The organism is Sinorhizobium mexicanum, from assembly GCF_013488225.1.
In the GTDB taxonomy this organism is placed as follows: Bacteria; Pseudomonadota; Alphaproteobacteria; order Rhizobiales; family Rhizobiaceae; genus Sinorhizobium; species Sinorhizobium mexicanum.
Map to the genome: position 1 here is coordinate 1,481,186 of NZ_CP041241.1, position 26,670 is coordinate 1,507,855.

Annotated in this window: 23 protein-coding genes; 16 read left to right on the plus strand and 7 right to left on the minus strand. The window is 60.8% G+C overall.

Translation table 11 applies throughout. The annotated features are described in order from the left end of the window. Positions 1 to 329 precede the first annotated feature (329 nt). Complete coding sequence (locus FKV68_RS30955) at positions 330 to 1,271, plus strand: glycosyltransferase family 2 protein (RefSeq protein ID WP_180942717.1); 942 nt, start codon at positions 330 to 332, stop codon at positions 1,269 to 1,271. On the opposite strand, the gene FKV68_RS30960 is transcribed toward FKV68_RS30955, so the two are convergent. After that, complete coding sequence (locus FKV68_RS30960; protein ID WP_209647364.1) at positions 1,255 to 2,493, minus strand: glycosyltransferase family 4 protein; 1,239 nt, start codon at positions 2,491 to 2,493, stop codon at positions 1,255 to 1,257. The genes FKV68_RS30955 and FKV68_RS30960 overlap by 17 nt on opposite strands. A 756-nt stretch (positions 2,494 to 3,249) precedes the next feature. Here FKV68_RS30960 and FKV68_RS30965 point away from each other — a divergent pair. The 5 genes from FKV68_RS30965 to FKV68_RS30985 are packed head-to-tail and all read left to right on the plus strand — an operon-like array spanning position 3,250 to position 13,770. After that, positions 3,250 to 8,640, plus strand: coding sequence for a DUF4082 domain-containing protein (locus FKV68_RS30965; RefSeq protein ID WP_180942718.1), 5,391 nt, complete (start codon positions 3,250 to 3,252; stop codon positions 8,638 to 8,640). A gap of 21 nt (positions 8,641 to 8,661) precedes the next feature. After that, positions 8,662 to 9,876 (plus strand): GTP-binding protein, encoded by a 1,215-nt coding sequence (locus FKV68_RS30970; RefSeq protein ID WP_245181882.1) that lies wholly within the window; start codon positions 8,662 to 8,664, stop codon positions 9,874 to 9,876. Between the two features lie 25 nt (positions 9,877 to 9,901). Beyond that, on the plus strand, positions 9,902 to 10,207 hold the full coding sequence (locus tag FKV68_RS30975; RefSeq protein WP_180942719.1) for a hypothetical protein: 306 nt from the start codon (positions 9,902 to 9,904) through the stop codon (positions 10,205 to 10,207). Positions 10,208 to 10,237: 30 nt separating this feature from the next. Next, positions 10,238 to 12,382 carry a peptidase domain-containing ABC transporter gene (locus FKV68_RS30980; RefSeq protein WP_180942720.1) on the plus strand — a complete coding sequence of 715 codons (2,145 nt, stop codon included), beginning with the start codon at positions 10,238 to 10,240 and terminating at the stop codon, positions 12,380 to 12,382. After that, positions 12,379 to 13,770 carry an HlyD family type I secretion periplasmic adaptor subunit gene (locus FKV68_RS30985; protein ID WP_180942721.1) on the plus strand — a complete coding sequence of 464 codons (1,392 nt, stop codon included), beginning with the start codon at positions 12,379 to 12,381 and terminating at the stop codon, positions 13,768 to 13,770. Before FKV68_RS30980 ends, FKV68_RS30985 begins: the two co-directional genes overlap by 4 nt. A 227-nt stretch (positions 13,771 to 13,997) precedes the next feature. Here FKV68_RS30985 and FKV68_RS30990 read toward each other — a convergent pair whose 3' ends face one another. Then, a complete protein-coding gene (locus FKV68_RS30990; protein WP_180942722.1) occupies positions 13,998 to 14,492 on the minus strand; it encodes a GAF domain-containing protein in 495 nt (164 codons plus the stop codon). Positions 14,493 to 14,578: 86 nt separating this feature from the next. Here FKV68_RS30990 and FKV68_RS33585 point away from each other — a divergent pair, with 86 nt between their 5' ends. From FKV68_RS33585 to uxuA, 7 genes are all read left to right on the plus strand, one after another. Continuing rightward, positions 14,579 to 14,707: a hypothetical protein gene (locus FKV68_RS33585; protein ID WP_269808473.1), complete on the plus strand. Its 129-nt coding sequence runs from the start codon at positions 14,579 to 14,581 to the stop codon at positions 14,705 to 14,707. Between the two features lie 51 nt (positions 14,708 to 14,758). Next, complete coding sequence (locus FKV68_RS30995) at positions 14,759 to 15,481, plus strand: GntR family transcriptional regulator (RefSeq protein WP_180942723.1); 723 nt, start codon at positions 14,759 to 14,761, stop codon at positions 15,479 to 15,481. Positions 15,482 to 15,504: 23 nt separating this feature from the next. Next, entirely contained in the window at positions 15,505 to 16,338 is an 834-nt protein-coding gene (locus tag FKV68_RS31000) for a substrate-binding periplasmic protein (RefSeq protein ID WP_180942724.1), read from the plus strand. A gap of 96 nt (positions 16,339 to 16,434) precedes the next feature. Further along, on the plus strand, positions 16,435 to 17,100 hold the full coding sequence (locus FKV68_RS31005; RefSeq protein WP_180942725.1) for an amino acid ABC transporter permease: 666 nt from the start codon (positions 16,435 to 16,437) through the stop codon (positions 17,098 to 17,100). Then, a complete protein-coding gene (locus tag FKV68_RS31010) occupies positions 17,097 to 17,756 on the plus strand; it encodes an amino acid ABC transporter permease (RefSeq protein ID WP_180942726.1) in 660 nt (219 codons plus the stop codon). The genes FKV68_RS31005 and FKV68_RS31010 overlap by 4 nt, the downstream gene beginning before the upstream one ends. Further along, positions 17,753 to 18,538 (plus strand): amino acid ABC transporter ATP-binding protein, encoded by a 786-nt coding sequence (locus FKV68_RS31015; protein WP_180942727.1) that lies wholly within the window; start codon positions 17,753 to 17,755, stop codon positions 18,536 to 18,538. The genes FKV68_RS31010 and FKV68_RS31015 overlap by 4 nt, the downstream gene beginning before the upstream one ends. Positions 18,539 to 18,579: 41 nt before the next feature. Then, entirely contained in the window at positions 18,580 to 19,776 is a 1,197-nt protein-coding gene (gene uxuA / locus FKV68_RS31020; protein WP_180942728.1) for a mannonate dehydratase, read from the plus strand. Here the strand turns inward: uxuA and FKV68_RS33590 are convergent. Next, entirely contained in the window at positions 19,761 to 19,895 is a 135-nt protein-coding gene (locus FKV68_RS33590; protein ID WP_269808474.1) for a hypothetical protein, read from the minus strand. The two genes, uxuA and FKV68_RS33590, sit on opposite strands and share 16 nt — an antisense overlap. Positions 19,896 to 20,085: 190 nt before the next feature. Between FKV68_RS33590 and ku (FKV68_RS31025) the strand changes: the two genes are divergently transcribed. Next, positions 20,086 to 20,892 (plus strand): non-homologous end joining protein Ku, encoded by an 807-nt coding sequence (gene ku / locus FKV68_RS31025; RefSeq protein WP_180942729.1) that lies wholly within the window; start codon positions 20,086 to 20,088, stop codon positions 20,890 to 20,892. 30 nt (positions 20,893 to 20,922) lie between these two features. On the opposite strand, the gene FKV68_RS31030 is transcribed toward ku (FKV68_RS31025), so the two are convergent. The 4 genes from FKV68_RS31030 to FKV68_RS31045 all read right to left on the minus strand — a co-directional run bounded on the left by FKV68_RS31030 (position 20,923) and on the right by FKV68_RS31045 (position 25,093). Then, the gene (locus FKV68_RS31030; protein WP_180942730.1) at positions 20,923 to 21,129 is read right to left on the minus strand and encodes a KTSC domain-containing protein; all 207 of its coding nucleotides are present in this window, start codon (positions 21,127 to 21,129) and stop codon (positions 20,923 to 20,925) included. A gap of 49 nt (positions 21,130 to 21,178) precedes the next feature. After that, the gene (gene ligD, locus FKV68_RS31035) at positions 21,179 to 23,737 is read right to left on the minus strand and encodes a DNA ligase D (protein ID WP_180942731.1); all 2,559 of its coding nucleotides are present in this window, start codon (positions 23,735 to 23,737) and stop codon (positions 21,179 to 21,181) included. A 3-nt stretch (positions 23,738 to 23,740) separates the two neighbouring features. Then, complete coding sequence (ku, locus tag FKV68_RS31040) at positions 23,741 to 24,607, minus strand: non-homologous end joining protein Ku (protein ID WP_180942732.1); 867 nt, start codon at positions 24,605 to 24,607, stop codon at positions 23,741 to 23,743. Positions 24,608 to 24,829: 222 nt separating this feature from the next. Then, positions 24,830 to 25,093: a hypothetical protein gene (locus FKV68_RS31045; protein WP_180942733.1), complete on the minus strand. Its 264-nt coding sequence runs from the start codon at positions 25,091 to 25,093 to the stop codon at positions 24,830 to 24,832. Between the two features lie 240 nt (positions 25,094 to 25,333). On the opposite strand from FKV68_RS31045, the gene FKV68_RS31050 reads away from it, so the two are divergent. Together FKV68_RS31050 and FKV68_RS31055 are read left to right on the plus strand one after the other, a co-directional pair. Further along, positions 25,334 to 25,645: a PepSY domain-containing protein gene (locus FKV68_RS31050; RefSeq protein WP_180942734.1), complete on the plus strand. Its 312-nt coding sequence runs from the start codon at positions 25,334 to 25,336 to the stop codon at positions 25,643 to 25,645. Between the two features lie 54 nt (positions 25,646 to 25,699). After that, on the plus strand, positions 25,700 to 26,302 hold the full coding sequence (locus tag FKV68_RS31055; protein WP_180942735.1) for a general stress protein: 603 nt from the start codon (positions 25,700 to 25,702) through the stop codon (positions 26,300 to 26,302). Positions 26,303 to 26,670 lie beyond the last annotated feature (368 nt).

Sequence of the window (26,670 nt, forward strand, 5' to 3'; positions counted from 1 at the left end):
CCCGAGCGTCGCTATCCTGCGGAAACGGCAAGGACGGCCAAAGGCTCGGCGAATACGGGTCGATGGACCGTCGAAACCTCAAACATCCTAGAAAATCAGGCAGGATAATCCAGTGCACTCAAAGACTTACGGAGCGCAGCCACGCTTGCCGACAATGGTGCTGACGTACTCCGAGAGGATGACGCATGCCACGGTCCACCTGACTTTCTGGATGACGCAGCGTCTGCGCTAGGCCGACACCCCTACCTCTCTCGACAGTCTTTTGGCGCTTGCGATCTTCCTGCAAAGATCACGAGAGGCTTCGCGATCGGGACATATGAGGGCACAAAATGGACAGGCCGCAAGTGGATGGTCGACAGCGCAACCCTGCCGTGCCGGAACCAAATGAGGCGGGCAGCCTCGCCGTGGTGATCGTCACATACAACAGCGCGTCCGTGCTGCCGGGCTTGCTCGATTCCCTGCCTGCGGGACTTGAAGGGATCGCGAATTACCAAGTGATCGTCGTCGACAATGCCTCGCGCGACGGCTCGGCCGACCTGGCAATTGCCCACCCCATCGGCGCCAAGATCATCAGAATGGGCCGGAATGCCGGCTACGCGGCAGGCATCAACGCCGCCACGGCTACAGTCGCGCCTTGCGCGGATCTTCTGGTCCTCAATCCGGACGTGCGGCTTCGCCCCGGCGCGGCGCGTCAATTGGTCGATCGGCTGGCCGAGGCGTCGGTCGGCGTGGTGGCGCCACAGATCCTTGGCGAGGACGGTAAGATTTGCCGTTCTTTACGACGTGAGCCATCTGCGATAACGGCATGGTCGGACGCGCTGATCGGAACAAAGCTTGCCGCCCGCATCGGGTTAGGCGAGATCGTTGCCGACCCGCTCCTTTATCAGCAAGGTGGTCGCATCGAATGGGCGACGGGCGCCATTCTTGCCATCTCAGCACGGGCGCGGCGGATTGTGGGAGACTGGGACGAGTCATTTTTTCTGTACAGTGAGGAAGTCGACTACATGGAAAGGGTTCGCCGGTCGGCCCTTTCAGTCGTTTATGATACAAATGCGCGCGCGGTTCACATCGGCGGCGCTTACCATTGCAGCCCTCACTTGTCTGCACTGATGACCGCTAATCGCGTCCGCTACTATCGACGGCATCACGGACCGATAGCCACTATCCTGTTTCGCCTTGCCATCATCGTCGGCGAAAGCATGCGGGTTGTGTTAGGGCCGGGGCACCGAGCGGCGCTACGCGCCGCCCTCACATTCAGAGAGGCCGTCTGATATCTTCTTGCGAAGTTGCGCCAATGATATCCATGTAGATTGAATCCATTCGGTCGAGTTTCGCTGACCATAGGGCGGTTTGTGTGACATGCTCATGAGCAGCCGACCCCATCTGGCGGCGCAGCGCCGGATCGATCGCAAGCCTGCGAATAGCTGCAGCGACGTCAGCCGCAAGTGTTTCGGGCGTGGTGATGGGAAGCTTTATCGCACAGCGCTCCGACGTGGCGCTTCCTGGTCCACCGCGGTCAACGACGACAAGCGGCAGCGAATATCCCATAGCTTCCAACGCGACATTTCCGCCTGGCTCGCGATAGCTAGGAAAGACGAATACGTCAGCGCGCCGATAAAATTCGGGCAATTCTTCCTTCGCGCGCCATCCATGCAGAGTGACACGTTTGTTCAGGCCAAGCGACGCAATGAGGGCCTCGCATTCACCGCGCTCGGGCCCCTCCCCGATGATGTCGAGTTCGACCGCAAGATCCTTCACAAGGGCCATGGCACGAATAGTATCGCGCGCGCCCTTCGTCCGGACGAGACGCCCAACGTAAAGCAGCTTCGTCGGTCCCGAACGTCCCACCCGGTTGACGGGCGGCGGAACTTCATCAAGGCCGGTTTCACTCATGACTTCGAAGCGTCGCAGACGAATTCCGGCGAGCTGTTCCTTCACATATCCGGCGATACCAAGCACGCAATCTGCATTCTGAAATGTGCCGCGCAGTAGGGGATCCCAGCGCCAACGATAGCCGTCCAACCGACGCATTCCCATGAACCATGGAGTGGACGCCTCTTCGGTCGCGAAACCCCGAGGAGACGACAGTCCCCCTCCAACTGGGCCCATAACGAATGGCAAGCCCAGGTTGGCCGCCGGCGAGGGATAGCGCATAGCCACCGGAACCGGTTGATGCACCAGATCGAAGCGCTCTCCCCGATCAAAGGCATCGCGAATCCAGCGCCGCGCGCGGAAGTAGAACGGTACGTAGCCAGGTTTCATCATACTGTTCAGCCGTTCCGCTCGCCCGAGAAGGGGCGGCTCTTTCCACTCCACGATTTTGATACCGGTCAACTGCTGCGCCGCCGGCGTTGCGCCTCGCTTGTGGTACGTCAGCAGGGTGAGTTCGTGGCGTTCCGCAAGCCGCCGGGCCCACTGAAAAGCCACCCAGGCCTCGCCGACATCTTCGCCATCGCAGGTCGGCGCGATGAGCAGGATTTTTGACACTTCCATCACCTCATCGCATCAAAGGGCGTTGCCGTTGTTCCGTACGCCTCACCGTTGAGTCTTCATGTGAAACTAGGCGTAACCGAAAAGCAATCCTTCGATGGCCTCTTTGTCGCGATGCGACCAGCGTCGCGCTCGCTTCTTCTCCCGCCACGCTCATCCAACGAAATTGCGCAGTTCGACCGGGGCGCGTACCGCGCAGATTTACTAATGTTCCGCCGCGTCAAAATCATCGCTGGCCGGAAGAACTTTGGGGTTGCAATCGTGTATCCGAATAAGACCATAGCTTTAAAAGTATATGATCGGCTCGCCCACAGAATCAATCCGACGGCGAGTCGACATAAAGCACGTCGGGTAAGGCGCAGAGTACGTCGATCGATCGAGGCATCCCCTTTCTGGCATCAACTTCAGTGCAATTGCGGCGCCGGATTGACCAGCGAAGACTATTCACGATCTGAAGCAATTTCGACAGGACGCTCGCGCTACTGCTGCCGATGATTCTTGAATGGTCTTCAGCGGTGGCTTTCGACCACGTTGGATATCCGACGCCTTACATGATTGCGCGCCGATCAACTGTCGGCAAATTTACAGCGCCAAGTCCGGTTAATCACATCGGTGGAGGCGGAGGCCCCTCGGCTACCAATTTTAGCAAAAGGTCATAGACCGATTGCTGTCGTTCACTGAAGGTCAAAAGCTGTCAGGATCAGCTTTTGCAGAGACTTGGGTCCATTCGATCGCGAAGGCCAATCGGGGCGGTGCGCTATGCTCAGGATGCATCTCAAGAACCATGAATACTTGAGCGTTTTCAGTGGCGGGAGCAGGGTCTACACAACGCCTGCCGCCTATCATGCGAACCTGGGTCTTTCGCCTGAAGTCTCGGTGACTGTCGCGCCTGGCACCAGGGTCGGTCTGGAGGGAGACGACCCGTCGCGCGGACGAAGGAGGCGCGATACGGGCTCCGCTCAGGATGCCGGCGGCGCCGCTTCGCAGCCGCAGGATGCAGAAACAATCATTAAGCTGCTGGACACGGGGCCTGGCATGCCCCACCAGGACCACGAAGGAGGGGAACCCTCGCAAGACACTGGCGGTGCGAGCGAATTCCCGCAGGACACCGGCGGACTGGGCGATTTCCCGAGGGACGACAAGGACCCGAACGAGCCTCGCCACGACGGCGACCGGCTCCGCAGAGACCGACGCGAAACCGATCTCGGCAAGGCGCCGCAAAACACCGGCGGACTCGGCAAGTTGCTTGGCGAGAACATTGCCGCCGGCGTTTCAGTGGAGAAGTCGTTTCCCGATACCGATGGCGGCACACAGGCATCCACGGCCTCCTACCCGTCATGGACCGTGGGGGCCGCATCCAATCTTGCAACAGGAACATGGCTGGTCGGGGGTGGATCCAGTCTCTCGCCAAGTGCCTTGTTCAGCGGGATCTCCCAGCAGGCGACGACGACTGCCGCAGTGACGACGGCTCTCACCGCGACCCCGAACAAGATCGTCCTTGAAAATATGAAGCAGGGAAATCCCATCAGCGAATGGGGCATCGACGGTGATGGCGACGGCAATATCCAAGGCTTTGCCACGCAGATCAGCACCAATGTCGGGCAGACGGTCGATTTCAAGATCGCAACAGATTCGGCCAACTACCGGATCGAAATCTACCGGCTCGGCTATTACGGCGGCGACGGCGCCCGCAGAGTGGCGACGATCGACGTGAATCTCGCACAGGCGCAGCTGCAGCCGCATCCGATCGTCGACATGGCGCGCGGGCTGATCGACTGCGGCAACTGGTCGGTCTCGGCAAGCTGGACGATCCCCGAGGACATGGTCTCGGGTGTCTATGTTGCCAAGCTCGTCCGCGAGGATGGAACGGCGGGCTCAAGCCACATCCCGTTCATCGTCCGTGACGATAGCTCCACCAGCAATATCGTCTTCCAGACGTCCGATACGACTTGGCAGGCCTATAACGCATGGGGCGGGGCGAGCTTGTACTACGGACAGGTGCCGGTCGATCCCAACGACATGATCGGCTACATGCCCCCCAACTGCAATTGCGGCCTGACCGCGATCGGCAGGGCCTCCGCGGTCAGCTACAATCGACCGATAATCACCAACACAAGCCCCGTCGGCGGCACGCACGACTTCATTTTCGGGGCCGAGCATTCGGCGATCCGCTGGCTTGAGCAGAACGGCTACGATGTCTCCTACATCTCCGGCGTCGATGCGACACGAAACGGCACCCTGCTGCTCAATCACGACGCTTTCCTTTCGGTCGGGCATGACGAGTACTGGTCGGCTGAACAGCGGGCAAACGTCGAAGCCGCGCGAGACGCGGGCGTCAATCTCGCCTTCTGGAGCGGCAACGAGTGCTATTGGAAGGTTCGCTGGGAAACGAGCATCGACGGCAACGGCACGCCTTACCGGACGATGGTCTGTTACAAGGAGACCTGGGGCACCAGTACCGACCCGAGCAATGTCGGCACGGGCACATGGCGCGACCCGCGTTTTGCCGACCCGGGACAGGAGCCGGAAAACTCGCTGACCGGCACGATGTTCACGGTGGACAGCTATCGGCAGGACACGATCACCATTCCCTACGACTATTCCAACCTGCGCTTCTGGCGCAACACGGATGTCGCGAACCTTCAGCCAGGGCAGACCTATTCCCTGGTGCAGAACCTTCTTGGATACGAATGGGATTCCGATGTCGAAAACGGTTTCCGGCCGGCTGGATTGGTGAACCTCTCGCTGTCGACGGTCTCGGTAGACACCTATCTGCGCGATTACGGCACCTCCATCGGCCCCGCTGATGTGACGCATAGCCTGACGATGTACCGGGCCGAAAGCGGGGCACTCGTCTTCGGAGCCGGGACGGTTTTCTGGTCCTGGGGCCTCGATGCCAATCATGAGGGGGCGCCAACTCCCACCGATCCGAACGTCCAGCAGGCGATGGTCAACATGTTCGCCGACATGGGCATCCAGCCGCAAACGCTGGATGCGAGCCTGATCCTGTCGACCCAATCGACCGATACGACCAAGCCGACCTCGACGATTACGTCCCCCAACATCGGCGCGACCTTCGTGGAAGGGCAACGGGTCACGGTCACGGGCACGGCGCAGGATTCCGGCGGCGGCATCATCGCCGGCATCGAAGTTTCCACGGACGGCGGTCAGCACTGGTTCAAGGCCACCGGCAGGGAGAACTGGACCTATAACTGGGTCGTACAGGCGAGCGGCACCTACACGATCATGTCACGCGCCGTCGACGACAGCCTCAATCTCGAGACGCCGTCGGCCGGTAAGCAGGTAACTGTGACACTCCCTCAAACGTCCAGCCTGTGGACACTGGCTGCAAAACCGGCCATGGAAACTGCGCTCGATCGTACCGGCGTGGAACTCGGCGTCCGTTTCCAGACGACGACCAATGGTCTCGTCGAAGGCATTCGTTTCTACAAAGGATTCTACAACGTCGGCGAACATGCCGTCAGCCTTTGGACCGCCAACGGTACGCTTCTTGCCACGGGCGTCTCGACGGGAGAGCCGATCTCCGGATGGCAAACGGTCACTTTCTCCAGCCCGGTCCAGATCACGGCGGGAACGACCTACGTCGCCTCTTATCATAGCGGCGGCTACTATTCGGTGACCGATGGGTACTTCAATTCCGCCTATTCCAATGGTGCCATCAAGGTTGCTCAGAATGGCGGTGTTTTTGCATACAGCACGACCGCCGGGACCTTCCCCGGAAACAGTTTCAATGGCGCCAATTACTGGGTCGACGTGGTCTTCAATGCAGGCCCGAATATCGTCCCGGTGGCCGTCGACGACAGCGGATTCTCCGTATTTCGCGACGGAACGATGACCATACCGATCGCCGCTCTGGTGGCGAACGACACCGACGGCAACAACGATGCGTTGACGATCACCGCAGTCAGCAATGCCGTGAACGGCACGGTAACGTTGGACATGCAGACGGGTTACGTCATCTTCAAGCCGACGGCCGGCTATGTCGGGCCGGCGAGCTTCAGCTATACGGTTTCCGACGGCCGAGGAGGGACGGATCATGGCAGCGTCAGCCTGACGGTGGAAGAAGGGCCCGTCGGCGTATCGCTCTTCCAACCGACGGACGGTCCGACCGGCAGCAGCTTTAACGACAACCGTGCTCTCGAACTCGGCATGAAATTCGTCGCCTCCACCAGCGGTACCATTACCGGCATCCGCTTCTACAAGGCAGCCAACGATACAAGCCCCCACACCGGCTCCATCTGGACTTCCACCGGTACGCTGATGGGCACCGTGACCTTTACCAACGAATCGCTCAGCGGATGGCAGACGGCGAGATTTTCGAGTCCGATTCAGATTACGGCCGGAACGACCTACGTCGCGTCCTATCACACGTCGGGCGCCTACCATGCCACCGGCAACTACTTCACGACTGCACGCACCAATGGACCGCTGACGGCCCCGGCCTCCACGACGAGCAGCGGCAACGGCGTCTATTCCTATGGAGCGGGCACCGTCTTTCCCACGTCGAACTACCAGGCTGCGAACTACTGGGTGGATGTCGTCTTCAACCAATCGACGGCAAATACCGCCCCGACGGCCGCCAATGACAACGGTTTCCTGGCCTACTACAACACGCCCTTGTCAATCGCGGCGTCCGCGGTCCTTGGCAACGACGTCGATGTCGATGGCGACGCGCTCTCGATTACCGGCGTGAACGGCGCGACGAACGGCGCTGTCACCTTCGACAGCCAGAACAACCGGATCATTTTCACGCCGACCACCGGGTACACCGGACCGGCCGGCTTCTCCTACTCCGTCTCGGACGGTCGCGGCGGGACGTCGTCGGCGAGCGTGAGCCTCAGCGTCAGCCGATCGACGAGCCTGTTTGCTGCCTCCGATACACCGAGCGTCGCGGCCACGAACGACGCGAGTTCCGTGGAACTCGGGGTCAAATTCGTCGCCTCCGCGCGCGGCACCATTACCGGTTTGCGGTATTACAAGAGCGCTCAGGACACCGGCACCCACACGGGCTCCCTCTGGACCAGCACGGGGACATTGCTTGCCTCCGCCACCTTCACCAACGAAACCGCGAGCGGCTGGCAGACGGTGGCCTTCTCGCAGCCGATCACAGTTTCGGCGGGCACCAGCTATGTGGCGAGCTATCATTCCAATGGCCGTTACGCGATAACGCCGAACTATTTCGGCACCAGCCATTCAAGCGGCGCCCTTACCGCGCCGTCCAGCGCTACGAGCGGCGGAAACGGCGTCTTCGCTTACGGTACGGGCAGCATCTTTCCGACGACCAGCTACAACGCGACGAACTATTGGGTCGACGTCCTCTACGAAGAGGCGACGCAGAACACGACGCCTGTGGCCAGCAACGATTCTGGCTTCTCTACGAGTACCAATGCGCCGCTCGCGATCCAGGCCTCCGCTCTGCTTGCCAACGACAACGACCCGGATGGCGACACGATAACGGTCACTGGCGTCAGCAATGCGGTGAATGGGTCCGTCGCCTTCAACAGCCAGTCGAACGTCGTCACATTCACTCCCACAAACGGCTATTCCGGCCCGGCAAGCTTCACCTACTCCATTTCCGACGGAGTCGGCGGCACTGCCTCAGCCCAGGTCTCGCTCGACGTCATTCAGCAAGGTACCGAACAGAACGTGTTCGCAGCAAACAGCGCGCCCGCGATCGCTTCGGTGAACGATCCGAGCGCCGTCAATCTCGGCATGAAGTTCCAGGCGGACGTGGCCGGTTGGATCACCGGATTCCGCTTTTACAAGGGCGCGAACAACACGGGCCCGCATACTGGCTATCTGTGGACATCGTCCGGTACGCTGCTCGCAAGCGCGACCTTCACGAACGAGAGCGCTAGCGGCTGGCAGTCGGTCAACCTCGCCGAGCAGGTCGCGATCCAGGCGAATACGACCTACGTCGTCTCCTACAGCACCAACGGGTTCTATTCCGCGACGGGCAACTTCTTCAGTTCCGAGGTTACCAACAACAACCTGCATGCGCTGTCCTCGGCGCTGAGCGGCGGCAATGGCGTGTACCGGTATGGCGCAAGCGGGCTATTCCCGACCAGCAGCTTCAACAGTACCAACTATTACGTGGATGTGGCGTTCCGGCCGCAACTGGCGGCCTAGATGGGCATGGAGGCTCGCAGCATGCGCGACGATCGACTGCCGGTAACAGTGCTGGCGGGCTTCCTCGGCGCAGGCAAGACGACGCTCCTGAACCACATTCTCCGCAACCGCGAGGGTTATCGTGTCGCGGTGATCGTCAACGACATGAGCGAGATCAGCATCGATGCGGACCTCGTCCGCGGCGACGGGGGGGCCGGTCTTTCGCGTACGGACGAGACGCTGGTCGAACTGACCAACGGCTGCATATGCTGCACGCTGCGCGCAGACCTCCTTGCCGAGGTTCGTCGCCTCGCGGCAGAAGGACGATTCGACTATTTACTGATCGAGGGCACGGGTATTGCCGAGCCCTTGCCGATCGCCGCGACTTTCTCCTTCAGGGATGAGAAGGGCGCGGCCCTTTGTGATGTCGCCCGTCTCGATACGATGGTCTCGGTCGTTGATGCAGTGAACCTGCTCTCCGATTACGCGAGCACGGATTTTCTCGCCGACCGCGGCGAGGCTCGCGACGACGATGACAAGCGCACCCTGATCGATCTTCTCGTCGAGCAGATCGAATTCGCCGATGTCCTGGTAATCAACAAGATCTCGGACGTGAGCGTCGAAACGCGAGCAACGGTGCGGCGGATCATCGCCGCGCTTAATCCCGACGCACGCGTCATGGAAACCGATTTCGGCCGCCTGCCGCTCGCCACGGTCCTCGATACCGGCCTTTTCAGCGAGACGAAATCGGCGCGCCACCCGCTGTGGCACAAAGAACTCTATGGCTGGGGCGACCATATTCCCGAAACCGAAGAATACGGGATCACGAGTTTCGTCTACCGGGCGCGGCGTCCCTTCGATCCCGCGAAGTTCCACGATTTCCTCACGAAGGAGTGGACCGGCCTCATCCGAGCCAAGGGGCATTTCTGGCTGGCAACACGCCCCGACTCGATCGGACAGCTTTCGATCGCGGGGACGCAGTGCCGCACCGAGGCAAAGGGCCTTTGGTGGGCGTCAGTGCCGAAGGCGCACTGGCCCGGTTTTCCGCAATTCCGCGCATTGCTCGAGCGGCATTGGAGCGCCGTTTGGGGCGATCGCCGGCAGGAGCTCGTGTTCATCGGGGCGGACCTTGCCGAAGCTGCGATCCGCGCCGCGCTCGACGACTGCCTGATCGGCGAGGAGACCGGCTTCGATCCGCAGCTTGCGCGCGGCCTGCGTGATCCGTTTCCAACATGGCAGCACGCGCCTGCCGCATGATGAGCTCAAAAGTAGGGAGTAGAAGATGAGCACCGAACTTTATTCAGACGGCATAGGCGAGATCACTGTCACCGGAACGATCGTCAGGATCGACCTGATGTCTCTCTCCGCCACCGAACGGGACGAGAAAAACAACCCGAAGCCAGCGTTCCGGCAGCGGATCATCATGCCGGTGGACGCGTTCGCCAATGCGGTTGACCTCATGCAGAAGGCGCTTGCCGGCCTCGTCGAAGCGGGCGCGGTTCGGAGGATCGGCGATATCCAGAAACTTCCGGCGGGCGACACCCAGCAGGGGCAGATGACGACCAACGCGTCACCGAACTTCAATTGATCCGAAGCGCAGCTATTTCTGGGGCGGGTGATGAGTACCAATCCGCATACCAGTCTTCAGTGTCTGGTCCTTGTCGCCCGTCACCATGGCATCGACCTTTCGCCCGAACGGCTGCTGCATGACTACGCATTGGGGGACCAGCCGGTCGCGACCCGGCAGCTCCTGCGCATGGCGAAAGATGCCGGCTTGCGGGCCCGGCACGTGCATCTCACCTGGCGGTCGCTCTTTCAGATGGGCGGCGCCTATCCCGTGCTTGCCGAACTCGAGAATGGCAACTGGGTCGTCATCGCCGGCGTTGCGACCGACAGCGAGGAGGAGGCGATCCGGATTCTCGATCCGCTGGCGGCGCGGCCCGAATTCATCGTCCTGAATGAAAGCCAGTTTTCCAAGGCCTGGCGCGGTTCGGCGGTCCTCCTGAAGCGCAACTATCGTCTGGGCGACGATGACCAGCCCTTCGGGTTCCGCTGGTTCTTGCCGGAGATCATACGCCAGCGCGGGCTTTTCCGGGACGTCGCCTTGGCGGCCGTCGCCCTTTACGGGCTTGGCCTCACCACGCCGATCTTCTTCCAGCTCGTCATCGACAAGGTGCTGGTGCATCAGAGCTACGCAACACTGACAGTTCTCACCATCGGCATCGCGGTCGCACTGGTCTTCGATGCCGCCTTTTCCTTCCTGCGCCGCTATCTCCTGCTCTATGCGACCAACAAGATCGATATCAGAATAGCGACGCGCACCTTCGGGCATCTCCTGAACCTGCCGATCGCGCTTTTCGAGCAGGCGTCCGCCGGTGTCCTGGTGAAGCATATGCAGCAGACCGGGCGCATTCGCGAGTTTCTGACGGGCCGGCTCTTCCTCACCTTGCTCGATGGGCTTTCGCTTCTGGTGTTCGTGCCGATCCTCGCCCTCTACAGCGTCAAGCTTACCTTCGTGGTGCTCGGCTTTGCCGCGCTGGTGGGCCTCGTGGTGATGATGCTCGTGGGGCCATTCCAGCGACGGCTCCAGGCTCTCTACCAGGCCGAAGGCGATCGACAGGCGATGCTCGTGGAAACGGTCCACGGCATGCGCACAGTCAAGTCGCTGGCGCTCGAGCCGCGCCAGCGCCGGGTGTGGGACGACCATTCGGCCCGGTCGATCTCCGTGCGTTTCCGCGTCGAGAAGATTTCGACCTTCGCGCAGGCGATAACAGGGCTCCTGGAAAAACTGATGAGCGTCGCGATCGTCGGACTGGGCGCGCTCGATGTGTTCAGCGGCACAATGACAATCGGCGCGCTCGTCGCGTTCAACATGCTGGCCGGCCGGGTTTCCGGACCGCTCGTCCAGATCGTCACCATGGTCCACGAATACCAGGAAGTAGCGCTTTCCGTGCGCATGCTCGGCGAGATCATGAACCAGCGCCCGGAACAATTCGGGCGTGGACGCGGGCTCAGGCCGGACCTGAAGGGGCTGATCGAGTTCGACAGGGTGACATTCCGGTACGGGCCCGACGGCGCCCCTGCACTCGACGATGTCTCCTTCACGGTTCCCGCGGGCTCCGTCTTCGGTATCGTCGGCAAGAGCGGCTCGGGAAAGACGACCGTCACCCGGCTCATCCAGGGTCTCTATCAGAACCAGCAGGGGCTCGTGCGCATAGATGGCCACGACAGCCGCGAGATCGATCTCGTTCACTTGAGAAAGAGCATCGGCGTGGTGCTGCAGGATAACTTCCTGTTCCGGGGAACGGTTCGCGAAAACATTGCCGCGGCAAGGACGGATGCGAGCATCGAGGAGATCGCCGCCGCCGCACGCGTTGCCGGCGCCGAGGAGTTCATCGAGCGACTGCCGCGCGGCTTCGAGACCCTGCTCGAGGAAAATGCCTCCAATCTCTCCGGCGGCCAGAAGCAGCGTCTCGCCATCGCTCGCGCGCTGATCACCGATCCCAGATTACTCATTCTCGACGAGGCGACGAGTGCTCTCGACCCCGACAGCGAGGCGATCGTCAGACAGAATCTCTCGAAGATCGCCGAGGGACGCACCGTCATCATCGTCTCGCACCGTCTGTCCACGCTCGTCGATGCCGATGCGATCCTCGTCATCGAGCGCGGCAAGATCGCCGATATCGGTCGCCATGACCAGCTCGTTTCACGCTGCATGACCTATCGCCACCTGTGGTCACAGCAGACCAGGCAGTCCGCATGAGCGCCCGCAATCCGCAAGCCGCAAACATCATTTCCGACCGCGACCTAGCGGGAAGACCGCCGCTGCCGCCGGTCATTGCGGAATTTCAATCCGACGCGGTGGAACTGGAGGAGCGCGTACCGCCGAAGATCGCTCGGCTGACGCTCTACGGCATTGCGGCCCTTATTGCCGCCGCGGTTCTGTGGGCATCGATCTCATCGATCGACGAAGTCGTCGTTGCTCCCGGCAAGCTGGTCACGACCCGGCCGACCATTATCCTGCAGCCGCTGGAAACCTCCATCATTCGTTCGATCGACGTGACGACCGGAGAGGTGGTTCGCGCTGGCCAAGCGCTCGTGATGCTTGATGCGACATTCAGCCAGTCGGACTTCGACCAGCAGAGGGTAAAGCTCGCGGCATTCGATGCGCAGATAAAGCGCATCGAAGCCGAACTCGACAACGCCGATTATTCCTTGATCGCGGGCAATTCGCCCGAGGAACGGCTGCAGTTGCAGCTCTTTGGCCAGCGGCGCGCTTTTTACGTCGCGCAACTCCAGAATTTTGATCAGCAGATCGCAGGACAGCTGGCGGCAATCGAGGCCGGGAAGAATCAGGAGGGCATCCTGCTCGACCGGCGCGAGAGCCTCACCCGGATCGAGAACGCACGCGAGACGCTCTATAAAAAGGAGAAGGGTTCGCTGATCAATTTCCTCAGCTCGCGCGATGCACGCCTCGACGTCGATGCCAATCTGTCGCAGCTGCGCGGCAAGTCAGCCGAAGCCGAACATGCCTTGGCCAGGCTCAGGGCGGATCGACAGGCGTTCATCGAGGACTTCCGCCGCACGTCGACGGAGCAGCTCGTAGAGCTGCGCGGCCAGCGTGATACGGCGAGCACGGAAGTGAAGAAGATGGAGCTGCGCCGACAAATGGTGGCTTTGACGGCGCCGGCCGACGCGGTCGTTCTCGATCTTGCGCAACGCTCGGTCGGCTCGGTCGTGCGAGAGGCGGAGCCGATTGTCACGCTCGTGCCTCTCAACGTGCCCCTGGAAGCCGAGGTCGAGATCAATGCCCGCGATATCGGGCGCGTGACTGCCGACGAGGAGGTCCGCATCAAATTCGATGCCTACCCGTTCCAGAAATACGGCACCGCGTCCGGCTCGATCCGGACGATCAGCCGCGACGCCTTCACACCAAGCCAGCAGGAAGCATCAGCGGTTCACGCGGCCGCTCCGTTCTTCAAGGCGCGCGTTACGCTTGGCGACACCGAGCTTCGCGCGCCGCCCGGGATCGTCCGTCTGCTGCCCGGCATGACCGTATCTGCAGAGATCAAGGTCGGCCGTCGAACCGTCATTTCCTACTTCCTCTATCCGCTGCTGCGAGGTCTCGACGACGCGATCCGCGAGCCTTGAGCAAGGCTTGGCATGGAATGGGCGAGAACCGTCGAAGCCGTCCGCGAGGTCGGCAATGCCGAAGGTGAACCGCTGTGCCGGCTCTGTACGTGCGTGCTCACGAGCTCGAGCAGGAACTCGCGATCGCCTTGCCGATTGAGCCTCGACGCGTAGTCGTTGACGTTGGAAAAGGCGACTTGGCGCCGCGCCCGTATATACGCCCGATGCGGTCGTCGCGGTCGACTGGCCTATTGCAGATCGCTCGCCTCGGCGTAGATCGCAGCGAGCGCCTCAAACCCAGCCTGATCCTCGGCGTCGAAACGGCCGGATAGAGGGCTGTCGAGATCGAGCACGCCGAAAATTCTGCCGTCCTTGATCAGCGGTACCACCAGCTCCGAACGGGAGGCCGCGTCACAGGCGATATGTCCGGGAAATTCGTGAACATCCGGAACCAGCATCGAGCGTGCTTCCGCGACCGCGGTGCCGCAAACGCCCTTGCCCACCGCTATGCGCACACAGGCGACTTTTCCCTGAAACGGGCCGAGCACCAGCTCGTTTCCGGATTTCAGGAAATAGAAACCTGCCCAGTTCAGGTCGGGTACCAGGTCGAAAATCAACGCGGAGAGGTTGGCAGCGTTGGCGATCGCGTCGCGTTCTCCAGCGAGAAGGCCGCGCAGTTGGTTTGCGAGCTCGCGATAGAAGGAGCCCTTGTCGTCCTCAGCGATGCTTCTCGTAACAAACATGTTGCTGTCCTCGATCCTTCACCTGCGACTATGCCATCTGACAAACATGCACACTATCAGATCCCTCTTCAATGCCCCGAAAACAAATGGGCCACGGTCTCCAGCATGGTGCCGAACACGTGCTGGTCGTCCTGACGGTGACGCGATTCCTCGAACTCAGCCCGTTCGGTCCCGCCAAGACCAATGCGGAAGTCGACCGGCCATATGAGCCGTAGTCATTGACATCGAGTGAAACTTGGTTACTAGTATACAAGAGGAGAAACCAAATGCCTGCCATTACCGAAGCCGCCCGCCGGTCCGGCCCCGCAGTCCGAGAGATTTACGATGTCCTGCGCCATCGGATTTTGACGGCAGAGCTGATGCCGGGCACCGGCATGTCGGAAGTGCCCTATTCCGAGCAGTTCGGCGTCAGCCGAACGCCGGTGCGTGAGGTATTTCGGCGCCTTGCAGATGAAGGGCTCCTTCGGATCGTGCCGCAGGTCGGAACCTTCGTTGCTCCTATTCAGTTGCGCGCCGTCTATGACAGCCAGTTCGTGAGAGAGACGCTGGAATGCCGAACTGTGAACCTCGCAGCCGCCAACGTGAGCGGCCGGGCGAAGGACGACCTTGACGACTTTCTGACGCTGCAGCGGCGCGCCATACGCGACAACGACCTCGAACGATTTTTCGACGCTGACGACAGAATGCACACCTACCTGATCGGTCTCGCCGGATATCCATCGATTTGGGAGCTGATCCAGGGCGTGAAGGCGCAACTCGACCGTGTTCGCTATCTCTCGCTCGAAAGCGGCGACTGGCTGAACCGCATCCTTGACCAGCACGAGGTCATCGTCAGGCGCGTCATCGAGGGTGACGCCGTCGGCGCGGAAGCTGCGATGCGCGAGCATTTGCAGTCTGTATTTCTCACCATCGAACGTCTCGCAAAGAACAAACCCGAGCTCTTTGAAGGGAGCCCGGCACCTCAGACCAATATTTCGCCAACACGATGAAACGGCTACCGGGAGGCAATGCCATGATCAGTTCCAAGTTTATTTCCGTTTTGACGCTCGCAGCTTCGATCTTCGGATCCAGCGTTGCTTTCGCGGCTGACGTTCCCGCGGAGGGCGTTAGCCCACGCATCGATGCGATCAAGGAGGCCGGCGTGCTGCGCGTCGGTGTTCTTGCAAACACGCCCTGGCTGGTCGAGAACACCACCGGCTCCGGAGAGCCTTGGGAAGGCCCGGCATGGATTCTCGCGCAGGAATACGCAAAGCAGCTTGGTGTGACCTTGCAGCCCGTCCCGGTCAGCCATGAAACCAAGGTGCCGGTGCTGGCGTCGAACCAAGTCGATCTCAGCATTACGCCGCTCGCGGAAACGCCGGAGCGCCTGAAGGTTGTCGATTTCGTGCTCTACTCGAAAACCAGCGTCTGCATCTTCGGCCGCAAGGACAACGAGAAATTCTCAAACGCGGGCTCAGTTGATGCAATCAACAATGCGGACTTCACGGTCGCCTACTTCATAGGGGGCGGGGAGGAGAACTGGGTGAAGGAACGCTTCCCGAATGCAAAGTTGCGCGGCGTGACGTCGTCGAGCGCACCGGCACCGATCGAAGAGATCATGGCGAAGCGCGCGGATGTCGCCGCGATCAACCGCATTCAGTGGGTCCTTCTGAACAAGAAAGTTCCTGGCCTGTCTGCCCTGCCGCAGGAAAACAATTGCCAGGACTCTTCGGAGAAGGCCGCGCCGGTCGGCCTTGCGATCGACAAGGGTCAGACGGCGTTTCTTGATTGGCTTCGTGCCGTCGAAAAGGAAATGCAGCCGAAACTCGCGGCCGACGAAGCGCGCATCGTCGAAACGATGAAATAATTCGGACCGCGTCCGTGATTTCCAGATCGCGGACGCCTCCTCTCCAATCTTCACAATCATGCTCCTGCGCGATGCGCGGGCGCGGAGAACTGCGCCATGGATTTTGATTTCACGGCTGTCTTGGACAGTTGGCAATACTTGGCAAGCGGACTTGGCCTGACGATCCTTCTGAGCGTGCTGACCGTCATCCTGAGCCTCGTTTGCGGTACGGCCGTCGGGTTAGGCCGGATCTACGGGCCGCGCTGGCTGACAGTGCCGATCGTGTTCTACATCGACTCGATGCGCGCCGTTCCGGTGCTTGTCGTCCTCGTCTGGATCTATTTCGCACTTCCTCTGGTCACAGGCGTCAATCTTCCGCCGTTCTGGGCGGCGCTGGTCGCACTGACCATTCACATCTCGGCCTATGTAGCGGAAATCGTGCGTGCCGGCATCGGCTCCGTTCGCGCCGGCCAGACGCAGGCCGGGCTCGTCCTTGGCATGTCGGAGGCCCAAGTCGTCCGGAAGATCATTCTTCCGCAGGCCTTGATCCGCATGCTGCCGTCGATCGGGTCTATCGTCTCCATCACGATCAAGGACACGGCGATCGCTGCCGTCATCGCGGTTCCTGAACTGATGAAGCGGGCGGAGACCGTCTCCGGCCAAAGCTTCCGCCCGATGGAAGTCTTCACGGCCGTGATGATCGTCTACTTCCTGATCCTTTTCCCGACCACGCGTCTCATTGACGTTGTCTACAAAAACATCTCCTACAGGGGGCGCTCATGAATCTCGACTGGAGTGTCGTCTGGCAATATTCCGGCGCGCTGGCACAAGGCGTGCTCATCACCATCCTGCTCACGATCTGCACAATGCTGATCGCCATTCCCGGTGGCATTGTCCTTGCCCTGATGCGCCTTTCCGGCAACCGCATCGTCAGCGGCATCAGCGCCTGTTTGGTCGAATTCTTTCGGAACGTGCCGCTCATTCTGCTGATCTATTGGACATTCTATGTCCTGCCGGTGTTCACCGAGATCACATTCTCACCGTTTGCGACGGGTTTGTTGGCGCTCTCCCTGAACGTCTCAGCTTACAATTCGGAAACGTTCCGCGCGGGCATCAATTCGATCCGCAAGGGACAGACCGAAGCGGCCATCGCACTCGGCATGAGCCACACCGAAGCGATGCTCAAGATCGTCCTGCCTCAGGCAGCGCGGCGCGTCCTGCCCATTCTCGCGAGCACTTGGGTATCGCTGTTCAAGGACACATCCCTGGTATCGGTCATCGCCGTTGGCGATCTGGCCCACACCGCCCTGGAAATCCGCGCCCAGACCTTCCGCGTTCTGGAAATACTGACCGCCATGGCGGTGATCTACTGGGTCCTCGGTTATCCGCAGGCAAAGCTGGTCGACCGCATCTACAAGAAATGGGGAGTGAAGGAATGACTGCCGTGACCGCAGAACTCCAGAACCGCAAGAATGCGAACCAGACGCCAGTCGTCGAGTATCGGCAGATCCGCAAGCTCTATGGCGAGTTCGTTGCCATCGGATCGGTGTCAGCCCGCGTCAACAAAGGTGAAGTTGTCTGCCTGATCGGCCCGTCCGGATCGGGTAAATCGACCCTTCTGCGTACGACGAATGCTCTTGAGACCATCAATGGCGGCGAGCTGCATTTTGATGGGAAGCCCCTGCCCTCCTCCAAGCCGGAAATCCGCAAGGTGCGCCAGCGCATGGGCATGGTGTTCCAGAATTTCGAGCTCTTTCCGCACAAGACCGTGCTTGAAAACATCACGGTTGGGCCGCTGACAGTTCTGAAGGTTACCGAGCAGGAGGCTCGCCGGCGGGCGATCGCGTTGCTCGAGAAGGTAGGCCTGTCGGACAAGGTGGAGAAATACCCGGCCAATCTCTCCGGCGGACAGCAGCAGCGGGTGGCAATTGCCCGGGCGCTCGCAATGGAACCGGAGGTCATGCTGTTCGACGAACCGACCTCTGCCCTCGACCCGGAAACGATCGGCGAGGTCCTCAACGTCATGAAGCGTCTGGCCGAAGAAGGCATGACGATGATCGTCGTCACGCACGAGATGACATTTGCCCGCCGCGTGGCGGACTGGGTGATCGTCTTCGATCGCGGCAGCATCGTTGAACAGGGGCCACCCGCCCAGATCTTCGACAACCCGCAAGCCGAACGCACGCGCGACTTCCTCAGCCATCTCGGCTGGGATGGCTGATCCCTCACAGGCAAGCGCGTTTTGACACCCGGAGAATTCCAATGAGACATACATGGCGCTGGTTCGGCCCGGTCGACAAGGTCAGCGTGCAGGATGCCGCCCAAGCCGGGAGCCAAGGCATCGTAAGTGCCTTGCACCACGTCCCGACGGGTACTGCATGGCCGACGGATGAAATCCGGAAGCGCCAGATGGAGATCGAAGCGGGTGGCCTGACCTGGGATATCGTCGAAAGCATTCCGGTGTCTGAGGACATCAAGAGCGGCACAGGCGATTTCCGCGCGCATATCGCAGCCTGGCAGGAGACGCTCCGGCGGTTGCACGAATGCGGGATCGAAACCGTCTGCTACAATTTCATGCCGGTCCTCGACTGGACCCGGACCGATCTGCGCTGGGCAACCCGGCATGGCGCCCGGGCCATGCGGTTCGATCTGATCGATTTCATTGCATTCGATCTGCACCTCCTCAAGCGGCCGGATGCGGCGAACGATTACGAACCGGCGCTGGTGGAAAAGGCGTCAGAGCGTTTCGCAGCCATGCCTGAGGAAAAGCGGCTGGCGATCTCGAAGAATGTGGGCGCTGGACTGCCGGGTTCGGCAGAGGTCTATTCGCTCGAGGACCTTCGTGGGCATCTCAAGCGCTACGCGGGAACCGACGCTGAAAGTTTGCGGCATCGTCTCATCGATTTCCTGTCTGAGGTCGCACCGGTTGCCGAAAGTCTCGGAATGCGTCTTTGCGCCCATGGTGACGATCCGCCGTGGCCGCTTCTCGGCCTTCCGCGCATCCTGTCTCGCCTGGAGGACTACGAGGGCATGCTCGCGGCAGTCGACCTGCACGCGAACGGCGTGACGTTCTGCACCGGATCCCTAGGTGCTCGTGCTGCCAATGACTTGCCGGCCATGATCCGAAAGCTTGCGCCACGCATACACTTCCTTCACCTGCGCAACGTGACGCGCGACGATGAGACGACGCCATGCTCGTTCTTCGAGGACGAGCATCTCGAGGGGAACACCGATATGGTGGCGGTGATCGCGGCTGTGCTCGAAGAGGAAAGGCGCCGCAAGGCCGAGGGGCGGGCCGACCATCAGATTCCCATGCGTCCGGACCATGGCCAGGAAATCCTCGACGACCTGACCCGCGGTGCACAGCCCGGCTATCCGGCAATTGGTCGGCTCAAGGGCCTGGCGGAACTGCGGGGCATCGAACGGGCGCTCTCTCACGCAACCTACGGCATGAAGTGACCATGCAGCGTCTGTCGCACCGTCCTGCCGCCCGACGGCGCCCGACCGCCTGTCAGTCCCCGTATCGACTTGATCCGCAGGAAAATGTGCACGCCACGCGCACCAATCGCGTCCGTCATTACGCCCGTTCCGGGTTAGCGTAGAACCGCCTATTATTTCCACTCTGGGCCTGCCAATTGCACGGCATGCAGCATTCGATCATGCGATTCGTGCATGGCAGAGGCCTCGCGATGCCGGCATAGGCAACAGGAACAAACTTGGCGTTCGCTTCGTTGTCCGCTCAATCGTAGCACGCAACGAGGCACGAGAATGGCACCGCGCTCGTTCTGGAAAGGCTATCTGAAACTCTCGCTCGTGACCTGTCCGGTCGCAATGACACCCGCCACCACAGAGAACGAGAAGGTTCGCTTCCACACGCTCAACCGCAAAACCGGTAACCGCGTTGTTTCGAGGTATGTGGACGCTGCAAGCGGCAAGCCTGTTGACGAAGACGATGAAGTCAAAGGCTATCAGCGCGGCGAGGACGACTACGTGCTTCTTGAGGACGAGGAACTCGAATCCGTCGGGCTGGAGAGCACCCGTACCATCGATATCGAGATGTTCGTTCCGGCCGACAGCATCCAATGGATTTGGTACGACAAGCCCCACTTTCTCGTGCCCGACGATCCGGTCGGCGAAGAGGCTTTCTCCGTCATCCGCGATGCGATGGAATCGACGGGCACCGTCGGCGTCTCCCGGCTCGTCATGTATCGTCGAGAGCGTGCGGTGATGCTGGAGCCAAGAGGGAAGGGACTAGTCCTTTGGACGCTTCGCTACGGCGACGAGGTGAGGGATCCGGAGGAGGCCTTCGGCAACCTCGATGGGAAAAACGATCCAAAGCTAATGAACCTCGTTACGAGGCTCATCGAAGAGCGCAGCAAGCCGTGGAGCCCGGATATGGTGAGCGATCCCGTGCAGGCGCGGCTGCTCGAAATCATCTCGGCGAAGAAGAAGGGCCGCAAACGTCCGGCCAAGGCAAAGGCGGAAGCGGGCGAGCAACCGAGCAATGTCATCAACATCATGGACGCGCTCAGAAAAAGCATCAGTTCCGAAAGAAAGAAAAAGAAAAAGTCCTAGGCTCTTGGCGCGTCATTAGGACAGGTAACGTCACCCCGGCCTCGACACGCGGAACCTGAAACGATCCCGAATGTGCCGATTGAAGAATCGACCCTTGGAGAAGGCGCGGCGGAAGGCGGCGTATGTCTCCGGAGGCACGTCGTCATAGTCATATCGGTTTTCGCTTGTCACAAGCCATACGGAGAGCGTTCGTGTCTCGGGATCGTAATCCGTCCTCTTGATCAGGTGAGAAGGCATCGCCGTCTTCCAGCCTTTGCGCTCGCATTCGCCCGAGTTGCCGCCGTGCTCAAGCAGCCTTCCTACGACTAGTCTTTGAACGCTCAAGCGGAACGGCAGCAGCTTGGAAATCCTCCCAAGGATCCGCACTCAGAGCGGCGAGCCGCGTCGGTGTGTTCTCCACGGTAAAATATGCCGGACCGATCCCGGGGCTTAACTCATCCCAAGCGAGCGGCATCGACACCGCTGCGCCCGGCCGCGCCCGCGTCGAATAGGGCGCAACGGCCGTCGCTCCGCGCTGATTGCGCAGATAATCGACCAGGATCTTGCCGCGTCGCCTGGACTTCGTAATCGTCGACACGTATCGGTCGGAAGTGTCGGACGCCATGGCATCGGCAATCGCCTTGGTGAAGGCCTTGACGGCGGGCCACTCAGCCTTGGCCTTGAGCGGCGCAACCACATGAAGCCCCTTTCCGCCGGAGGTTTTCAGGAATGCAGCGAGACCGGCATCGTTCAGGCGGTCTCGCGTCTCGAACGCCGCCTCGATCACCTTCTCCCACGGCACATCCTCGCCGGGATCAAGATCCATGATGATCCTGTCCGGCCTTTCCCAGTCCGCGACCGTGGAGCCCCAAGGATGGATTTCCAGAACCGCCGATTGGACGAGCGCTATCAGGCCATCGAGATCTCGGATGCTGATCGAGTGCTCCTCGGGTGGGTCCTTTGGGTCGTTCACCAGGACAATATTCGGGTTCAGCCCCTTCCAGACGTGCTTCTGGAAAAACTTCTCGCCTGTTATTCCATTCGGGCATCGCACCAATGCCAGCGGACGCCCGACGATGTGTGGGCCGATGAAGCGCCAGACGTCGGCATAGTAGTCCGCCAATCCTTCTTTCGTGACACCCTCATCCGGCCAGTAGAGTCGGTCAGGATGCGTGAGCTTCACGGCTCGACGCGGCGCCTTGGGCTGATTGATTGTCTTTTTCGGTGCTTCTCGGACGATTTCGCGCGCGGGCTTGTCCTCACGCAATCCGCGGAAGGAGGCATGACGAAGCAGACCATCGGCTGTCCAGGACCGAAACTCGACCTCGGCCACGAGCTCGGGCCGCACATATCGAACCTGACGAGCCTCCTCGGCGCTGAGACGCTTGCCGAATGGATTGGAGGGGACTCTCAAGCGCTCGAGTCTCTTGAACAGGTCTTCCGCGACAGCCACGGTATAGCCCGTACCGACGCGGCCAACGTGATGAAGTACGTCGCCATCGTAGGCTCCGAGCACGAGGGAACCGATGGCCTTTCTCGATGTGGTCGAGGGGACATAGCCCCCGACGACAAATTCCTGGCGCTCCGAGCACTTGGATTTTACCCAACTCTTGTTCCGACCCGATCGGTAAGGCGCGTCGCGAAGTTTGGATACGATTCCCTCGAGACTCAGCCTGCAGGCGTGCCGCAGAACCAGGTCTCCCTCTTCCTCGAAATGGCCGCTGTAGCGTATCAATCCCGTGCCCTGACCAATCAGCTCCTCCAGGAGCTCCTTGCGTTTGATCAGCGGCAAGGCGCGCAGGTCATAGCCATCGAGATGCATCAAGTCGAAAGCATAGAAACGGAAGCGGTTGCTTCGCCCTTCGCTCAGGTCGGCCTGCAATGCGGAAAAGTCGGATGCACCCGAACCGCTCTCGACGACGATCTCGCCATCGATCAGGGCCATTGCGGCAGGCAGGTCGACAAGCGAGGACACGAGCGTCTTGCCGAACTTCTTCGTCCAGTCCAGCCCGCCGCGGGTGATCAGCCGGACACGGCCAGCCTCGATGCGCGCCTGCAGTCGGTAGCCGTCGAATTTGATTTCATGGATCCAGCGCTCACCGACCGGCGCCGTAGAGACCAGCGTCGCCAAGGAAGGATCAAGAAAGTCAGGCAAAGCTGCCTTCTTCGCGCCCTTGATTTTCGAAGGATCGGGGACGTCGCGAGTAGCGGTGCGCTCCTCGATCTGTGAAGCGCCCGCCGCCTTGTTGCTGGCGCCTTTTCTCTGGCGAATCCTGCCGCTTTTCGATGACCATCCTGGCTCCTCGCCGGCAACGTCCTTGATCTCGCGGCCGGTTACAACCGATTCCGGCCGTTGCTCAAGAATGTCCGGGTCGCTCTCTGATCGCGCCGCCTCGTCGTCCCCCTTGATCAACAGCCAGTTCTCGCGCTTCTCACGGGGCTTTCCGGCCATGCGAACGAGATGCCAGCGCCCGCCGAGCTTTTTGCCCTTCAGCTCGAAATCAAGATGTCCCTTTGCATAGCCCCGCCGTGCGTCGCCGATCGGCGACCAGGTTCCCCTGTCCCACACGATTACCGTGCCGCCACCATATTCGCCCTTCGGGATGGTGCCTTCGAAACCTCCGTAGTCGAGCGGGTGATCCTCGACATGAACGGCGAGACGCTTTTCTCCAGGGACGAGGCTCGGCCCCTTGGTTACCGCCCAACTCTTCAACACGCCGTCCATTTCCAGCCGGAAATCGTAGTGCAGACGCGTTGCGTCGTGCTTCTGAATGACGAAGCTGTGGCCCTTTTTGCGCGCCGTGCGTCCCTTGGGCTCGGGCGTCGAGGCGAAATCTCGTTTCTTTCGATAGGTCTCGAGGCCCATGGGTCAGCTTGCCTTTCGACGCGGGGCGGCTTCCTTTGCTTTGCGCCCGCTCGCCGCTTTCTTCCGGGAAGCTGTTTCCGCCTTCGGCTTCTTGCGTTCGACTCCGGCGCTCTGCCGCAAGGCCTCCATCAGATCGACGACCTTCTCGCGCTTTGGCTCCTTGCGCGCCTCGATCTTCTTGCCCTCAAGCTTGGCCTTCACCAGTTCGGCAAGCGCGGCCTCATAGCGGTCGTCGAACTTCTTCGGATCGAACTTGCCCTTCTTGGTTTTGATGATGTGCTCCGCGAGTTCCAGCATTTCGCCCTTGATCTTCATATCCGGGACATCGTCGAAGGCCTCTTCTGCTGAGCGGACCTCGTAGTCGAAGTTCAAGGTCGTCGCGATCAGGCCATCGTCATAGGATCGAATCAGAAGGGTGCGAACCCGCCGGAAGAGCACCGCCCGGGCAATTGCCGCGACCTTCTTCCTACGCATGCCTTCGCGGATGAGAGCGTAGGCTTCGTCGGCGTGTCTCTGCGCGGGAGCGAGATAGTAGGGCTTGTCAAAGTAGACGTCGTCGATTTCGCCACATGGGATGAAGGCCTCGATCGACAATGTCTTGTCGCTCTCGGGAACGGCGGCAGCGACTTCCTCCGGCTCAAGCACGACGTAGTCACCCGACCCAAGCTCGTACCCCTTGACCTGGTCGTCCTTCTCGACCAGTTTTTCCGTGGCGCTGTCGATGAATTCCCGATGAACGCGATGGCCGGTGGCGCGGTTGATCGTATGGAATGCGATCCGCTCCGAAGTCGACGCCGCGGTGTAAAGCGCGACCGGACAGGTCACTTCAGCGACTTTCAGAAAACCCTTCCAATTTGCTCTTGGCGCCATAACGCGACCTCACTCTCGAAAACACCCTGGCAACGGCTGGTGCGGACGTGTTCGACGAGTTGGAACGTGATGGCGCGACACTTTGTTCCAGCAACCTGCGGTCTCTGGCGAGTGGGCATTCTTCAAGAGTATTGGCCGCGGAAGGACTGGGTGCTCGGAACAGGCGCGCACCGACCCGGATCGATGAAATTCTCGACCTACACCGGAGTTTCCAGCGACCATTTACTCACGCGGCGGCTTCACGCTACCAAAGCGGATCTCTTCCCGCGACGGATTGTCGGCAATCGACTGCTCTTCCTCGTCGTCTGGAAGAACGTCGCCAGGATCAACATTCGCCTCATCCTTACTGCGGACCGGTGGTATGCGGCCTTGATCCACTGGCTTGGCGTCTTCCGGGCGCGCGAAATTCGGCAGGGTCTCTGCGCCTTCCTTGTCGGGTTTCTTGGCCGGTCGGCGGGCAGGTTCTTTCGGGTTCGTGCGGGCCATCATGGTCTCCTTTCTTCTCTGGAGAAAACAAGGAGCGGCATTTTGTTCCCCGACGTGTTCTCAATCCTCTCCCCGAGTTTCGCCGCCCTGAATTCCACAGGAAGGCGAACGCCCCGCGACGGCTTAGGTACACCCACGCATCACAATCGGCAGAGCGGTGGCCACGCGGGAACCAAAACTTCCTTGATGAGTTTGGACCTGACCGGTCCCTAAGGCCGGGTGCGAGAAAGAGGTAAGCCGATGAAATATAAAACATTCGCGGCGGCGGCGTTGATGGGCGCCGCCACGATGCCGGCGTTTGGCCAGACGGCCTCTCCGTCGGGAGATACGCCAGCAGTCACCGCGCCTGACAGCACTAACCCGTCCGCGCCCGTGGAGGGCGCCAACAGCTTTACGCAAGATCAGGCCAAGGAACGCATGGAGCAGGCCGGCTATACCGAGGTCAAGGGGCTGAAGCTTGATGATCAAGGGGTCTGGCGCGCGACCGCCATGAAGGATGGAAAATCCGTTTCGGTCGCGCTCGACTATCAGGGGAACGTAACGGCGCTCTGATCAGAAGACGCCCCAAGCAAATCCACTCAACCAAATCCACTAAGGAGTGCAAGCATGAGAACTGTCTCAGCGCTTTTCGATGACTATGAGGACGCCCGCACGGCCGTCAGCGAATTGGAAACTGCCGGCATCCCGTCCGACGATATCAGCATAGTCGCAAACAATGCCGGAGAACGTTATTCCGATGAGGCATCCGGAGCAGCCTCGGGGGCGGGAGCAGGCGCCGGTCTGGGAGCCGCTGGCGGCGGCGCTGTCGGTCTTTTGACCGGCCTCGGCCTGATGGCAATTCCAGGGGTGGGTCCAGTCGTCGCTGCAGGATGGCTGGCATCGACGGCAGCCGGGGCCGCTGCTGGCGCAGTGGCCGGCGGTGCCGCGGGTGGAATCATCGGCGCTTTAACCGATTCCGGGGTCGCCGAAGAAGAGGCCCACTTCTACGCCGAAGGAATCCGACGCGGCGGAACGCTCGTCTCGGCACGAATTGATGACAGCCGCGCCCCACAGGTGCTTGCGATCCTGCAGAAATCAAACTGGATCGATCCCACGGCGCGGCGTCGCACCTACACGGAGGAGGGATGGACGCGCTTTGACGACGCAGGGGCGCCCTACACGGAAGACCAGATCGAACTCGAGCGCGAGCGATACCGCACGATGAGGTGACAGGCGGCTTTGGGGCGATCGTTTCGATCGGAGTGTCTGTTGCGGGTCCGCCAGCACAAAGGAACCCCGCCGAGGCGGGGTTTTTGACAATCTTTATCGCGGCGTTGTCAACTCCACCTCTGTCGGCCGTAACAATCGTCAATATCTCGTCTGCTTGGAGAGGGCGATGGTCGTATGCGACCGAAATTTGGCCGGACAAAAAGACGCCCGCTGAGCGCGGGCGAGTGTAACATGACGAGCATGCATATAACGTTCTCGGGAGAGCGGAGTTCCCGAGGCAACGCGGCCGAACTGGGTGCCACGGCCGAAATTAGCGGACTGACCGCCCTCCGGCTGGGACAACGCTTGCGCCCAACGTCTTGGAACCG